Raw genomic sequence first — 14,466 nt, forward strand, 5'->3', positions numbered from 1 at the left:
ATATAAACCGCAACGGATACCACCTATCCATGACGACACTTTCAGAATTAAACAGTTGTGACGCAGCCACCTTCATCGAGCGCCTTCGAGGTATCTACGAGCATTCGCCATGGATACCGGAACGGGCGGCGGCGCAGCGGCCGTTCGTCAATATCACGGCGCTCAAGCTGGGCTTGCAGGGCGTGGTCAGCGCCGCGTCGCTGGATGAGCAACTGGGCCTGATCCGCGCGCACCCCGAGCTGGCGGGCAAGGCCGCCGTGGCCGGACAGCTGACGGCGGAATCGACCAGCGAGCAGGCCAGGTCCGGCCTGCATCTGTGCAGCGCCGAGGAATTCGCCACGCTGCATCGGCTCAACCAAGACTACAACGACAAATTCGGATTTCCCTTCATCCTCGCCGTCAAAGGTCCGGATGGACAGGGGCTGACGCGCCGCGCGATCATCGCCACTTTCACGCGCCGCCTGAAGAGCCAGCGCGCCGACGAAATCGCCGAATGCCTCCGCCAGATCAAGCGCATCGCCGAGCTGCGGTTGAACGATCTGCTCGGCGTCGCGCTGGACTTCGGCCCGGCCATCATGCAGTGGTGCGAAACCCTAGGCGCATGGAGCGACGTGGACAACAGCGACGGCGCGGACTTCGACCTGACCTGCGCCTACATGACGCCCGCGCACCGCAGGACCGCCACGCAGCTGACGGACTGGATGCGCGAAGCCGGCATGGACGCGCACATCGACGCCGTCGGCAACGTGGTCGGCGTCTACCGCTCGGACGCGCCGGGAGCGAAGACGTTGATGACCGGTTCCCACTACGACACCGTGCGCAACGGCGGCAAGTACGACGGCCGCCTCGGCATTCTGCTGCCGATCGCCATCGTGCGCCATCTGCACCAGCGCGGCGAGAAGCTGCCTTTCCACTTCGAGATCGTCGGTTTCGCGGAGGAAGAAGGCGTGCGCTTCAAGAGCACTTTCCTCGGCAGTAACGCGGTAACAGGCCGCTTCGACCTGTCGCTGCTGGACCAGACCGACGCCGACGGCATCACCATGCGCGACGCCCTGCTGGCCGCCGGCCATGATGTGACGCGTATTCCGGCCATCGCCCGCGATCCGGCCGAACTGCTCGGCTTTGTCGAAGTCCATATCGAACAAGGGCCGGTGCTGCTGGAGCGCGACCTGGCGCTGGGCGTGGTGACGGCGATCGCCGGCAGCTCGCGCTACCTGGTCGAGCTGACCGGCCTGGCCAGCCATGCCGGCACCACGCCGATGACGATGCGCAAGGACGCCGCTGCCGCGGCGGCGGAGATCGTGCTGCTGGTTGAGCGACGCTGTGGGCAAGGGGCATCGCTGGTCGGCACGGTGGGCCAATTGCAGGTACCCGGCGGCTCGGTCAACGTGATACCCGGCGCGTGCAAGCTGTCGCTGGATATCCGCGCCGCCGACGATGCGGCGCGGCTGGCGGCGGTGAAGGATGTACTGGACGGCATCGCCGCCATCTGCGCGCGGCGCCAGGTGGATTTCAGCCTGCAGCAAATCGTCGATGCCTCGGCCGCGCCCTGCGCGCCACGCTTGATGCGGCAGTTCGGCGCCGCCATCGAACGCGCCGGCCTGCCGCGCTTCGACCTGCTGTCCGGCGCCGGCCATGATGCGATGGCGATGGCCGCCATCACCGACGTGGCGATGCTGTTCACCCGCTGCGGCAACGGCGGCATCAGCCACAATCCGCTGGAGACGATGACGGCCGACGACGCCGATATCGCCGCCCGGGTGCTGCTCGATTTCCTGCGCAATTACGCCTGAACCACGGCGCGCCGGCGCCGCACCAGCGCCAACGGCAGCACGCCGGCCAGCAGCAGCGCCATGCTGCCCGGTTCGGGCACCTCGCCGATCAGCGCGAACGAATTGTTGAAGGTGCCCGCGCCGACGATGTCCGTTCCCACCCGCAGCCAGTCAGGGGCCAGCGGCTCGTTGCGTATCCAGCTTTGCAGATCCGGCACGAACGGCCCCGAACCGCCCACGACGGGGCGCGGCGCGGACAGCCAGTAGAACTCCCCGCCAGTCACTTCCACCTGCGGCACGAAGAAGTAATGGTCCGCCGGCAGATCGAATGGCGTGCCGAAGTTGACGGTGATAGTGACTTCGGTGCCGGTGACCGCACCGTCGCCGCCGGTGGTCTGGTTGGGTATCGGGTTGATGCCATTGAGTACGCTGTTGGCGGCGGTGAAGGTGCCCAGCGTGGTGATGTTGAAGGTCAGGCCGCCGCCAGCGCTGTCGCGACTGTCGAAGGCCACGTCGGAAGGCGAATTGACGCGGGTCGGCACCCGGCCCGAGGGGGGACTGGTCGAATCCTTGGGAAACACCCGGTAGATTTCCGCCACCACCTGGCCGATATTGGCGGCGCTGGCGCCGCCGGTCAGCAAGCCGGTGAAGATGGCGGTGTTGATCCGCGTTTCCGAGGGCAGGATGAAATCGTCCGCCGCTTCGATTTCTATTTTTCCGCCGGCACCGGGCCGTGTCGCGCTGGCCATCAGGCCGTCCGGCGTGCCGGTGCTGAAAAAGAACGGCGCGGCCGATGCCGGCAACGCCGCCGCCATCGCGGCAAGCAGTGCGCCAAGCGCACAGCCGCGCCGGATGTTGGAATGGATGTTCATGTCGCGTCTCCCTGGTCAATGGCCAACGGGATTGCCGGCCATTCAGGCGCGATGCACAAACTGTGCCCCGGAATACGGCCCAATGAAATCAGGGGCTTGCACTACCAGATGCCGTCGCCACGGCACCGCTTGTCAGGAAAGCCGACAGTTCCCGCCCGACGGCGTCGATCACCGGCGTCCAATCGCCAGCGCAGGATTGGCGGAACAGGCGCATCGACGGATACCACGGCGTATCGCTACGCTCCGTCATCCAGCGCCAGTCGCACCGGTAGTCGGGCAGCAGTAGCCAGCAAGGCTTGCCCAGCGCGCCGGCCAGGTGAGCGACCGCCGTATCGACGCTGATCACCAGGTCCAGATTGGCGATGACAGCCGCCGTGTCGGCAAAATCGCGCAGTTGCGGACCGATGGCGTGCAGCGTCATGCCGGCGGGCGGCGCCTCCTCTTCTCCCGGTCTTTTTTGCAGACTGACGAAATGCGCCGGCACGCCGCCCAGCGGCGCCAGGGTCAGCAACGAGGGCAGCGAGCGATCCGCGTCGTTCTCGAAGTCCGGATTGCCTTTCCATGCCAGGCCAACGCGCAAGCCCTGCCGCGGCAAAAGACCGTGCCAATGCTTCACCAGTTCCGGCTCCGCCGCGAGATAGGGCACCGACGACGGGATGCTGGCAAGACCGGTGCCGAACAATCCCGGCAAGCGCATGGGATGCATCCAGTAGTCCCAGCCCTCGGCCGGCACGGTGCCGTCGATCGCATACACCTCATCGACGCCCGCCAGCGTCGTGAACAAGCGCCGCAACGCCGGATGGCAGACCACCGCGATCCGCGCGGCACCGCGCGCCTTCAGCAGCGCGGCGTAACGGCAAAACTGGATCATGTCGCCCTGCCCCGCTTCCAGCGCGATCACCAGCGATTTGCCTTGCAGCGGCTCGCCGTCCCAGCGCGGACAATGGAAGGCATGGGCCAGGTCGTCGAATTGCCAGCGCGCCTCCAGCAACGGCCAGCCTTCGGCAAAGCGTCCCTGACGCAGCAGCACATAGGCCAGATTGAAGCGCGCCCGCGCATGGCCCGGGTCCAGCGACAGCGCTCGCAGATAACACTGCTCCGCCTCCCGTTCTCGCTTCACGCAAGCCAGCAGAACGCCCAGCTGGCTCCACGCGGACGGCGACTCCGGCTCCAACTCGACAGCCGTGCGCATCGACGCCTCCGAGTCGCCGAAGCGCCTGGTCTTCAGCAGCAGCACGCCAAGATTCTGATACAGCTGCGCGTGATCGGGCATCAGCGCTATCGCCTGCAGATAGTGGAACTCCGCTTCCGCCAGCGCGCCCTGCCGCTCCTTCAGATAGCCAAGATTGGCGCGGGCCGCGCCGTGCAACGGCTCCAGCAGCAAGGCCTGCATGAAGCTGTCCTCCGCTCCGGCCAGGTCGCCGGCGGCCATGCGGTGATTGCCATCGAGGTAGGCTTGCTGGGGGTCTGAAAACATCAATCCGGCAGATGCGAGATGAGTGTCGCCAGCTCCGCCGCCGGCAGCGGCTTGCTGAACAAATAGCCCTGGTAGTACTGGCATCCTTCGGCGGCCACGAAGGCCAGTTGCTCCTGCGTCTCCACGCCCTCGGCCAGCACCGACATATTCAACGCCTTGCCCAGCGCGACGATGATGCGCACGATCTCCGCGCCGCTGCCTTCCTTGAAAGCGCCCCAGATGAAGGAACGGTCTATCTTCAACTGATCCAGCGGCAGCCGGTGCAGATAGGAGAGCGACGAGTAGCCGGTGCCAAAATCGTCCAGCGCGAAGCTGACGCCCGCATCGCGCAGCCGCTGCATCTTCGACACCGTGCCCTCCACGTCCTTGAGCAGCAGGCTCTCGGTGAGCTCCAGCCGCAGGTGCGACGGGTGCGCGCCCGTCTCGGCCAGCGCCGCCAGCACCTGCTCGACAAAGTCGGGGCGGTGAAACTGCGTTGCGCTGACATTGACAGCCATCTCCAGCGTCGAAGAATGCGGGTCTCGACTCCAGAGCGCCAGCTGGCGGCAGGCTTCCCGCATGACCCAGCGGCCCAGCGGCAAGATCAGGTTGGACTCCTCCGCCACCGGAATGAACTCGCACGGCGGCACCAGTCCGCGCTGCGGATGCTTCCAGCGCACCAGCGCCTCGGCGCCGACCATGCGTCCATCGACACCCATCAGCGGCTGATAGTGCAGCATGAATTCATCATTCTGCACGGCGCGCCGCATGTCGGCTTCCAGCGTTGCGCGCGCGTTGACGCGGATTTGCATGGCGGGGTCGAACAGGGACACGGTATTGCGGCCGGCGGCCTTGGCCTGGTACATGGCCAGGTCGGCACGCTGGAGCAGGTCGTCCACACCGTTGGCTTCATGGTCGAAGACCGTGACGCCGATGCTCGGAGTGCTGTAGTGCTCCACGCCGGCGATATCGAACGGGTCGCAAAAGACGCGGACAACATTGGCGGCAAGGCCATACGCCGCAGTCGCGACATCTTCCGGCGTATCGCCCAGGTCCTCCAGCAGCACGACGAATTCATCGCCGCCAAAGCGGGCCACCGTGTCGTCGCTGCGTACCGCCGTGCTGATACGCTCGCCAGCGAGCCGCAGTAATATGTCGCCCTTGTCGTGGCCCCGGGTATCGTTGATGGTCTTGAAGTTATCCAGGTCGATGAACAGGATCGCGCCGGGCCGGGACAGCGACAGCGCATGCCCGATCCGCTCCAGCAGCAGCTGGCGATTCGGCAGTCCCGTGAGCTTGTCGTAAAAGGCCAGGTTGTGAATCTCGGCCTCGATAGCCTTGCGCTCGCTGATGTCGCGGAAGTAGATCGTCACGCCCTCCTCCGACGGATAGGCACGTATTTCGGTCCACAGGTTGAGCGGCGCGTAGTGCTCCTCGAACGATACGACGCTGTTGGTTTCCACCGCCCGGTGATAGGCAAGGTAATAAGGCCCGCCCACCGCCTCGGGGAACACCGACCAAACATTCTTCGCCATCACGTCGGCACGCTGCACTTGCAGCAAACGCTCGGCGTTGCCGTTCATGTAGCGGATATTCCAGCTGCCGTCGAGCATCAGCACCGCATCGGTGATACTTTCGAGGGTCGCTGTCAGGCAGGCCGTCTCCAGTGCCGCCGCGTGCGATTTTGGTGGTCCTTGCATGTTAGTAGCCGGTGCGGCGTGATGTATAGGTTGTTAGCCTATCACATTCAGGCGCCACACCGGCTGGCCGAGGCAGCAAATCAGACGATGCGCGCGCGCTCCAGCATGGCGTGCAACAGGACGTTGCAGCCGGCTTCCAGATGCTCGGATTTGGCGTCCTCGATTTCATTGTGGCTGATGCCGTCCTTGCAGGGCACGAAGATCATTCCCGCCGGTGCCAGGCGGGCGGCGTAGATCGCGTCGTGACCTGCGCCGGAGACCACGTCCATCGTCGAATATCCCAGCTTGGCGGTGGCGTTGCGCACCGCGTCCACGCACTCCGGATGGAACGGGCATGGCGGATAGTAGGACACGCGCTCAATCGAAATCTTCAACCCTGTCTCGACGCGGGTCTTGTCGATAAAGGCCAGCATCTCTTCGTGCATGGTATTGAGCAGCTCGTCGTTCACGTTGCGCAGGTCGATGCTGAATTTGACTTCGCCAGGGATCACGTTGCGACTGTTCGGGAATACCTGCACCATGCCTACCGTGCCGCGTCCATACGGCGGGTAGCGGTTGGCGATGGCCACCACCTCCTGCATGATCCTGGTCGACACTTGCAGCGCATCCTTGCGCAGGCCCATCGGCGTCGGCCCGGCGTGCGCCTCCATGCCGGTAACCACGCAATCGTACCAGGACAGGCCCATCACCGCCGGCACCACGCCGATCACCTTGTCGGCGTCTTCAAGCACGGGGCCTTGCTCGATATGGGTTTCGAAGTAGGCGCCGATAGGATGGTCGCCCGGAACCTGGTCTCCCTTGTAGCCGATGCGCGCCAGTTCCTCGCCGACGGACTTGCCCTCGGTGTCCTTGGCGGCGTAGGCCGTCTCCAGGCTGAAGGCGCCGCAAAATACGCCGGACCCCATCATCACCGGCACGAAACGCGAGCCTTCCTCGTTGGTCCAGAAGGCCACTTCAATCGGCGCCTCGGTCTTGATCTTCAGATCGTTCAGCGTGCGCACGACTTCCAGGCCCGCCAGCACGCCGTAGTTGCCGTCGAATTTTCCGCCGGTGGGCTGGGTGTCGATATGGCTGCCGGTCATCACCGGCGGCAGCGCGTTGTTGGTGCCGTCGCGGCGCATGAACACGTTGCCGATCTGGTCGATGGTGACCGACATGCCGGCGTCCTTCGCCCAGCCGACCACCAGGTCGCGGCCCTGCTTGTCCAGGTCCGTCAGCGCCAGTCGCTTGACGCCGCCCTTGGGCGTTGCGCCGATCCGGGCCAGTTCCATCAACGCCGCCCACAGGCGGTCGCCATTAATACGCATGTCGCTCATAATCAAATCTCCGTTAAATCCGTCATTCCCGCGCAGGCGGGAATCCATACTTCGCCGCCCTGGTGATGGCCTATGGATTCCCGCTTTCGCGGGAATGACGGTTGGTATGGTTAGCGCGCCGACGTCGGCTTGAATGCCGGGCGGTCGATGTGGCGGCCCGCGCCCTCCACCGCCATCAGCACGCCGCGATGGAACACGACGTTGCCGGCGGCCAGCGTGGTGCTCGGAATCCCGCGCACGGTGCGGCCTTCGAAAACGTTGAAGCCGCCCTTGGCGAACTGCGTCAGCGACGAAATGGTGCGGGTTCCTTCCGGATCCCAGACGACGATGTCGGCATCGGCGCCCACGGCGATCACGCCCTTGCGCGGATACATGTTGAAAATCTGTGCGGTGTTGGTCGAGGTGACCTTGACGAACTCCGACGGCGTCAGCAGACCGGTGTTGACGCCCGCGTCCCACACCACCGACATGCGATCCTCCACCCCGCCGCAACCGTTGGGGATCCTGGTGAAATCATCCTTGCCGGCGGCCTTTTGCTCGGCGCAGAAGGTACAGTGATCGGTGGCCGTGGTATGCAGGTTGCCCCCCACCAGCCCTTGCCACAACGCGGCCTGGTGATGCTTGCTGCGGAACGGTGGACTCATCACATGGGCGGCCGCATATTCGAGATCGTCGCTGTGATACACACTGTCGTCGATGACCAGGTGGCCGGCCAGCGCTTCGCCGTACACGCGCTGCCCATGGGCACGCGCGCGGGTGATGGCTTCCAGCGATTCGGCGCAGGAGACGTGGACGATATAGACCGGCGTGTTCATCACGTTGGCAATCGCGATGGCGCGGTTTGCGGCCTCCGCCTCCACTTCCGGCGGCCGTGACAGCGGATGCGAGCTCGGTCCCGTCAAGCCGCGCTTGAGCAGATCCTGCTGCAGCTGAAATACCAGCTCGCCGTTTTCCGCATGCACGGTCGGCATCGCGCCCAGTTCCAGGCAGCGGCGGAAGCTCTTCACCAGCGTTTCATCGTCGGCCATGATGGCGTTCTTGTACGCCATGAAGTGCTTGAAGCTGTTGACGCCGTGATCCCGCACCAGGATCTCCATGTCGCGGTGCACGGTCTCGTCCCACCACGTGATCGCCACGTGGAAGCTGTAATCGCCGGCGGCCTTCTTGGCCCAGCCGCGCCACTGGTGGTAGGCCTCGATCAGGTTCTGCTTCGGCGCGGGGATGACGAAATCGATGATGGTGGTGGTGCCGCCGGCCAGCCCTGCGGCGGTGCCGGTGTAGAAATCATCCTGCGTGACGGTGCCCATGAACGGCAAATTCATGTGCGTATGCGGGTCTATCCCGCCAGGCATCACGTACTGCCCGCTGGCGTCGATCACCTTGGCCGAAGGCGGGGCGTCCAGGCCTTCGCCCACGGCGATGATCTTGTCGCCGTAGCACAGCACATCGGCCTTGAAGGCGCGGTCGGCGTTGACGACGGTACCGCCGCGAATGATAGTTGACATGGACATCTCCTGAATCTTTTAGGGGTGGGCCGGCGCCCGTATCGCGGGCACGGCTTTACCCTTCATCATAACCCCATACACCAATGCCGAAATAGCGATTCCGACAAACCAGGCGTAGGTATAAATCGTCTTGAATCCGGCCCCCACGTCGGGGAAGGAAGCCGGGAATGCGGCATTGAGGAAGCCGGGTATGTTGGGCAACACGCCGATCACGAACGCCACCAGCGCGGCCATGTTCCAGCCCTTGCCGTACGAGTACTGGCCGTCTTCGCGATACAGCTCGCCGACGTTCAACTCGGTCTTGCGCACCAGGTAGTAGTCGACAATCAGGATGCCGGCGATGGGACCCAGCAGCGCGGAATAGCCGATCAGCCAGGTGAAGATATAGCCCTGCGTGGATTCCAGTATCTTCCAGGGCATCATCAGGATCGCGATGCTGGCCGTGATGTAGCCGCCGACCTTATACGAAATATGCTTGGGCGCCAGCGACGAGAAATCGTAGGCCGGGCCGACCAGGTTGGCGGCCAGGTTGACGGAGACGGTGTCGATCAACAGGATCACCAATGCGATCAGCACGGCGGCGCCGGTCATGCGGCTGGACAGGTCGACTGGATCCCAGATCGCCTTGCCGTACAAGACCACTGTTGCCGAAGTGACGATCACCGCCATCATCGCCAGCAGGCCCATAGGCACCGGCAAGCCGACCGACTGGCCGATGACCTGGTCGCGCTGCGATTTGGCGAAGCGGGTGAAGTCGGGGATGTTCAGCGCCAGCGTGGCCCAGAAGCCGACCATCGCAGTCAGCGAAGGCCAGAACACGGACCAGAACTGGCCCGCCTTCTTGCCGCCTTCGACGAACTGCGAAGGCGCCGACAGCAGGTCGCCGAAACCGCCGGCTTTGTTGTAGACCCATCCCAGCAGCACGAAGCAGATCAATATCTTCAGCGGCGCGGTGTAGGTTTCCAGCTTGCGGATCGCGTCCATGCCGTGCACGATGTACCAGAACTGGATGCCCCAGAAGGCCAGGAAGCACAGCAGCTGTCCGCCGTTGATGCCCAGGCCTGCGATTTTTTCGCCGCCGATTTCACCGCCCATCAGAACGCCCAGCAGCGTGTAGATCATCTGCCCGCCGAACCAGGTCTGGATGCCGTACCAGCCGCAGGCGACGATGGCGCGCATCAGCGCGGGCAAGCGCGCGCCCGATGTACCGAACGAGGAACGCGCCAGTACCGCGTATGGGATGCCGTACTTGGTGCCGGCGTGGCCGATCAAGAGCATCGGCAGCAGCACGATCGCGTTCGCGAGGAACACCGTGAGCACCGCCTGGTAGCCGGACATGCCGCCCTCGATCAAGCTGGCGGACAGCGTGTAGGCCGGAATGCACATCACCATGCCGACCCACAGCGCGGCGAAGTGATACCAGCGCCAGGTACGCTGCGCCGCCGTGGTCGGGGCCAGGTCTTCGTTCCAGAGTTGCGTGCTGCCAGAGAGTTCTTTGCTCACGGGGCTTTCTCCAAAGGTTGATGTATCCTTCTATCGCTGCAAGTTCCGTACCCGAGATGTCTATGCCGTTTCGGTCGCCTTCACGTTTTCCGCGCGCGGGTTGCGCGGGTCCTGCGTCCAGTTCATGTATGGCTTGCCGGTATCCTGCGGCACCATCGTGATGCAGCCCTGCACCGGACAAGTGATCTCGCACAGGTTACACCCAACGCACTCTTCCTTGATGACTTCATACGTGCGCGTGCCGGTGGCGGCGTCGATCAGCTGCGCGATCGACTGGTGCGAGGTATCTTCGCATGCCACGTAACAGCGGCCGCACTTGATGCAGTCGTCCTGGTTGATCTGCGCGATCACCTGGTAGTTCATGTTCAGGTATTTCCAGTCCGTCGTATTCGGCACAGCCTTGCCGACGAATTCGCTGATACTCTTGTAGCCCTTCTCGTCCATCCAGCGCGACAGGCCGTCCTTCATCTCTTCGACGATGCGGAAGCCGTGCAGCATGGCGGCGGTGCACACCTGCACGCAGCCCGAACCCAGCGCCATGAATTCCGCCGCATCGCGCCAGTTGCCGATGCCGCCGATGCCGGAAATTGGCAGGCCCTTGGTCTGCGGATCGCGTGCGATCTCGGCCACCATGTTCAGTGCGATCGGCTTGACCGCCGAACCGCAATAGCCGCCGTGGGTGCTGGCGCCGCCGACGATGGGGAAGGCCACCATCTGGTCCAGGTCCAGGTGCGTGATCGAGTTGATGGTGTTGATCAGCGAAACCGCGTCCGCACCGCCGGCCTTGGCGGCGCGCGCCGGGGCGCGCACGTCGGTGATGTTCGGCGTCAGCTTGACGATGACCGGCAGCTTCGAGTGCGTCTTGCACCAACGCGTGACCATCTCCACGTACTCGGGAACCTGGCCCACGGCGGCGCCCATGCCGCGCTCCGGCATGCCGTGCGGGCAGCCGAAATTGAGTTCGATGCCATCGGCGCCGGTCGCTTCCACCAGCGGCAGGATATCGGCCCACAGTTTTTCTTCGCACGGCAGCATCAGCGAGACGATGATGACGCGGTCCGGCCAGTCCTTCTTGACCTGCGTGATCTCTTCAAGGTTGATCGCCAGCGAACGGTCGGTAATCAGCTCGATGTTGTTGAAGCCGAGGACTTCGCGGTTCTTGCCGTAGTGCGCCGAATAGCGCGACGACACATTGACGGCGGCCGGATCCTCGCCCAGCGTTTTCCACACCACGCCGCCCCATCCCGCTTCGAATGCGCGCACCACGTTGTAGGCCTTGTCGGTCGGCGGCGCGGACGCCAGCCAGAACGGATTGATGGACTTGATGCCGCAGAATTCTATGCTCAGGTCAGCCATTATGCAGCCTCCTTCATACCGTTGATGTCTTGGTGAATGGCGTGCGCCGCCAGTTTTCCGTGCTGTACCGCCTGCACGGTCAGGTCCTGTCCGGGCGCCACACAATCGCCGCCGGCGTAGATACGCGGCAGGACTGTGCGGAACTGATCATCGACGTGGATTTTGTCGCCGTCGCGTTTCAGCGTTTTCGCCAGTGGATCACTGATGCTCGTTTCGTCCATGCTCTGGCCGATGGCTTTGAAGATCGCGTCGGCCGCGATCTCGAAAGTCTCACCGGTGCCAGCCAGACGGCCGTTGGTGATTGCGGTTTTCTCGAAGCGCATGCCGCGCACGCGGCCCGCTTCGTCCAGCAGCACTTGCTGCGGCTGGGCCCAGGTGCGCATGCGGACCTGGTTTTCCTTCGCAATATGTTGTTCGTGTTCGGTGGCGCTCATCGCGTCGAAGCCGCGGCGGTACACCAGCGTGACTTCTTCCGCGCCCAGGCGCTGGATCTGTACCGCCATGTCAATGGCGGTATTGCCGGCGCCGATGACGATGGCGCGCGCGGGCAGCGGCAGCTTGCTCAGGTCATCTGCCTGGCGCAGCGCGGCGATGTAGTCGACGGCCGCCAGCAGGCCGGGCGCGTCCTCACCGGTCAGGCCTAGCTGCTTGCTGGCGCCAAGTCCCAGGCCGAGGAACACGGCGTCGTACTGCGCGTGCAAATCCTTCAGCAGCACATTGCCGCCGAGTGCCTGGCCGTGCTTGATCTCGATGCCGCCGATTTGCAGCAGGAAGTCCACTTCCTTCTGCGCGAAGTTGTCGGTCAGCTTGTACTTGGCGATGCCGTATTCATTGAGGCCGCCGGATTTCTCCTTGGCCTCGTAGATCACCACGTCGTTGCCCAGCATCGCCAGGCGGTGCGCGCACGACAGTCCCGCAGGCCCGGCGCCGACGACGGCGATCTTCTTGCCGGTCGATGCGGCGCGCTTGAACGGGTGCTCGCTGATCGTCATGTTATCGATGGCGTAGCGCTGCAGCAAGCCGATCTTCACCGGCTGGCCTTCCGCATCGTGATTGCGCACGCAGGCGTCCTCGCACAGGATCTCGGTCGGACAGACGCGCGAGCAGCTGCCGCCCAGGATGTTCTGCTTCAGGATGCCGACGGCCGCGCCGTTGACGTTGCCGTCGTGGATATTGCGGATGAAACTGGCGACGTCGATATCCGATGGGCAGATGCGCGTGCATGGCGCGTCGTAGCAATACAGGCAGCGCGAACTTTCAATCGCGGCCTGGCGCGCATTGAGCGCCGGCGCCAGGTCTGTGAAGTGTTCCGCCAGTGTGGCGTTGGCTTCCTTCGGCTGGGGCATGTATTTGAGAGATTCGATCATCATACGATTTCCTGGCTAGTGCTTGGAGAACGTCGTCCCCGCGAAAGCGGGGATCCATACTTCGCGTGACGCCATGCTGTGTATGGATTCCCGCCTGCGCGGGAATGACGGGAGCTTACTTCATCTGAGGGAATGCAAATTCTGCGCCAGCGCTTGCGGTGTTCGGCCAGCGCTGCATCACCGCCTTGTGGCGCGTGTAGAAACGCACGCCCTCGGGACCATATGCGTGATGGTCGCCGAACAGGCTGCGCTTCCAGCCGCCGAAACTGTTGAAGGCCATCGGCACCGGCAACGGCACGTTGACACCGACCATGCCCACCTGGATCTGCCGCACGAACTCGCGCGCCACGCCGCCGTCGCGGGTGTAGATCGCCACGCCGTTGCCGTACTCGTTGCGGTTGATAAGTTCCACCGCACTGCCAACGTCCGGCGAGCGCAGCATGCACAGCACGGGGCCGAAAATCTCTTCCTTGTAAATCGTCATATCCGGCGTGACATGATCGAACAAAGTGCCGCCGATGAAGAAGCCGTTCTCGCGTCCTGCTACGACATGGTTGCGTCCATCGACCACCAGTTTCGCGCCCTGCTCCACGCCTTCGCCGATCAAGCGCTCTATGCGCTGCTTGGCCGCGCTTGAAACGACAGGCCCCATTTCGGCGTCGGACGCCATGCCGTCGCGCACTTTCAGTGCGGCGGTGCGCTTTGCCAGTGCATCGACAATCTTGTCGCCGGCATCGCCGACGGCCACCACCACCGAGATCGCCATGCAGCGCTCGCCGGCGGAACCGTAGGCCGCGCCCATCAGCGCATCGACAGTCATTTCCATGTCCGCATCCGGCATGACGACCATGTGGTTCTTGGCGCCGCCCAGCGCCTGCACGCGCTTGCCCGCAGCGCAGCCACGGGAGTAGATGTATTCCGCGATCGGCGTCGAACCGACAAAGCTCACCGCCTGCACCACCGGATGATCGAGCAGCGCATCGACGGTCACCTTGTCGCCCTGGATGACGTTGAACACGCCGTCCGGCAAACCCGCTTCCTTCAACAGCCGCGCATGCAACAGCGACGGCGACGGATCGCGCTCGGAAGGCTTGAGGATGAAGGTGTTACCGCACGCCAGCGCCACCGGGAACATCCACATCGGCACCATCACCGGGAAGTTGAACGGCGTGATGCCGGCCACCACGCCCAGAGCCTGGCGCATCGACCAGGCGTCGATGCCGCGCGAGATCTGGTCGGTGAATTCGCCCTTCAGCATCTGCGGGATGCCGACCGCGAATTCCACCATCTCGATGCCGCGCGCCACTTCGCCCTGCGCATCGGCGAAGGTCTTGCCGTGTTCGCGCGTCAGCATCGCCGCGAATTCGTCGGTGTGCTGCTGGCACAGCTGCAGGTACTTGAACAGGACGCGGGCGCGCGTCAGCGGCGGCGTGGCGGACCATGCGGGGAAAGCCTTCTCCGCCGCGCGCACGGCGGCGTCGACTTCTTCCGTCGTGCCCAGCGCAACCCTGGCCACCGGCTCGCCCAGCGCCGGATTGAACACGTCCGCGTAGCGGCCGCTTTGCGTATCGACTTTGACGCCGTTGATGTAATGGGTGATGGTGTCCAGGTTGCTCATA

10 protein-coding genes are annotated in these 14,466 nt (G+C 64.1%); 1 reads left to right on the plus strand and 9 read right to left on the minus strand.

What is annotated here, in order from left to right; translation table 11 throughout:
* The first annotated feature begins 29 nt into the window (after positions 1 to 29).
* Complete coding sequence (locus tag ACCD07_RS07435) at positions 30 to 1,793, plus strand: allantoate amidohydrolase (protein WP_413446979.1); 1,764 nt, start codon at positions 30 to 32, stop codon at positions 1,791 to 1,793.
* On the opposite strand, the gene ACCD07_RS07440 is transcribed toward ACCD07_RS07435, so the two are convergent.
* The 9 genes from ACCD07_RS07440 to ACCD07_RS07480 form a co-directional block, all read right to left on the minus strand.
* Positions 1,784 to 2,644, minus strand: a complete 861-nt coding sequence (locus ACCD07_RS07440) for a PEP-CTERM sorting domain-containing protein (protein WP_413446980.1) — start codon at positions 2,642 to 2,644, stop codon at positions 1,784 to 1,786. The two genes, ACCD07_RS07435 and ACCD07_RS07440, sit on opposite strands and share 10 nt — an antisense overlap.
* Before the next feature lie 88 nt (positions 2,645 to 2,732).
* Positions 2,733 to 4,121 (minus strand): tetratricopeptide repeat protein, encoded by a 1,389-nt coding sequence (locus ACCD07_RS07445; protein WP_413446981.1) that lies wholly within the window; start codon positions 4,119 to 4,121, stop codon positions 2,733 to 2,735.
* Complete coding sequence (locus ACCD07_RS07450) at positions 4,121 to 5,800, minus strand: putative bifunctional diguanylate cyclase/phosphodiesterase (protein WP_413446982.1); 1,680 nt, start codon at positions 5,798 to 5,800, stop codon at positions 4,121 to 4,123. Before ACCD07_RS07450 ends, ACCD07_RS07445 begins: the two co-directional genes overlap by 1 nt.
* Positions 5,801 to 5,880: 80 nt before the next feature.
* Positions 5,881 to 7,116 carry a Zn-dependent hydrolase gene (locus ACCD07_RS07455; protein ID WP_413446983.1) on the minus strand — a complete coding sequence of 412 codons (1,236 nt, stop codon included), beginning with the start codon at positions 7,114 to 7,116 and terminating at the stop codon, positions 5,881 to 5,883.
* A 110-nt stretch (positions 7,117 to 7,226) separates the two neighbouring features.
* Entirely contained in the window at positions 7,227 to 8,621 is a 1,395-nt protein-coding gene (gene hydA, locus ACCD07_RS07460; protein ID WP_176654554.1) for a dihydropyrimidinase, read from the minus strand.
* Positions 8,622 to 8,639: 18 nt separating this feature from the next.
* The gene (locus ACCD07_RS07465) at positions 8,640 to 10,124 is read right to left on the minus strand and encodes an NCS1 family nucleobase:cation symporter-1 (protein ID WP_413446984.1); all 1,485 of its coding nucleotides are present in this window, start codon (positions 10,122 to 10,124) and stop codon (positions 8,640 to 8,642) included.
* Between the two features lie 60 nt (positions 10,125 to 10,184).
* Positions 10,185 to 11,480 (minus strand): NAD-dependent dihydropyrimidine dehydrogenase subunit PreA, encoded by a 1,296-nt coding sequence (preA, locus tag ACCD07_RS07470; RefSeq protein WP_353399979.1) that lies wholly within the window; start codon positions 11,478 to 11,480, stop codon positions 10,185 to 10,187.
* Positions 11,480 to 12,850 (minus strand): NAD(P)-dependent oxidoreductase, encoded by a 1,371-nt coding sequence (locus ACCD07_RS07475; RefSeq protein WP_413446985.1) that lies wholly within the window; start codon positions 12,848 to 12,850, stop codon positions 11,480 to 11,482. Before ACCD07_RS07475 ends, preA begins: the two co-directional genes overlap by 1 nt.
* Positions 12,851 to 12,962: 112 nt before the next feature.
* On the minus strand, positions 12,963 to 14,465 hold the full coding sequence (locus ACCD07_RS07480) for a CoA-acylating methylmalonate-semialdehyde dehydrogenase (RefSeq protein ID WP_413446986.1): 1,503 nt from the start codon (positions 14,463 to 14,465) through the stop codon (positions 12,963 to 12,965).
* Position 14,466: the final 1 nt, after the last annotated feature.

It is taken from the genome of Duganella sp. Dugasp56 (assembly GCF_047304105.1).
Lineage (GTDB): Bacteria > Pseudomonadota > Gammaproteobacteria > Burkholderiales > Burkholderiaceae_D > Rugamonas > Rugamonas hordei.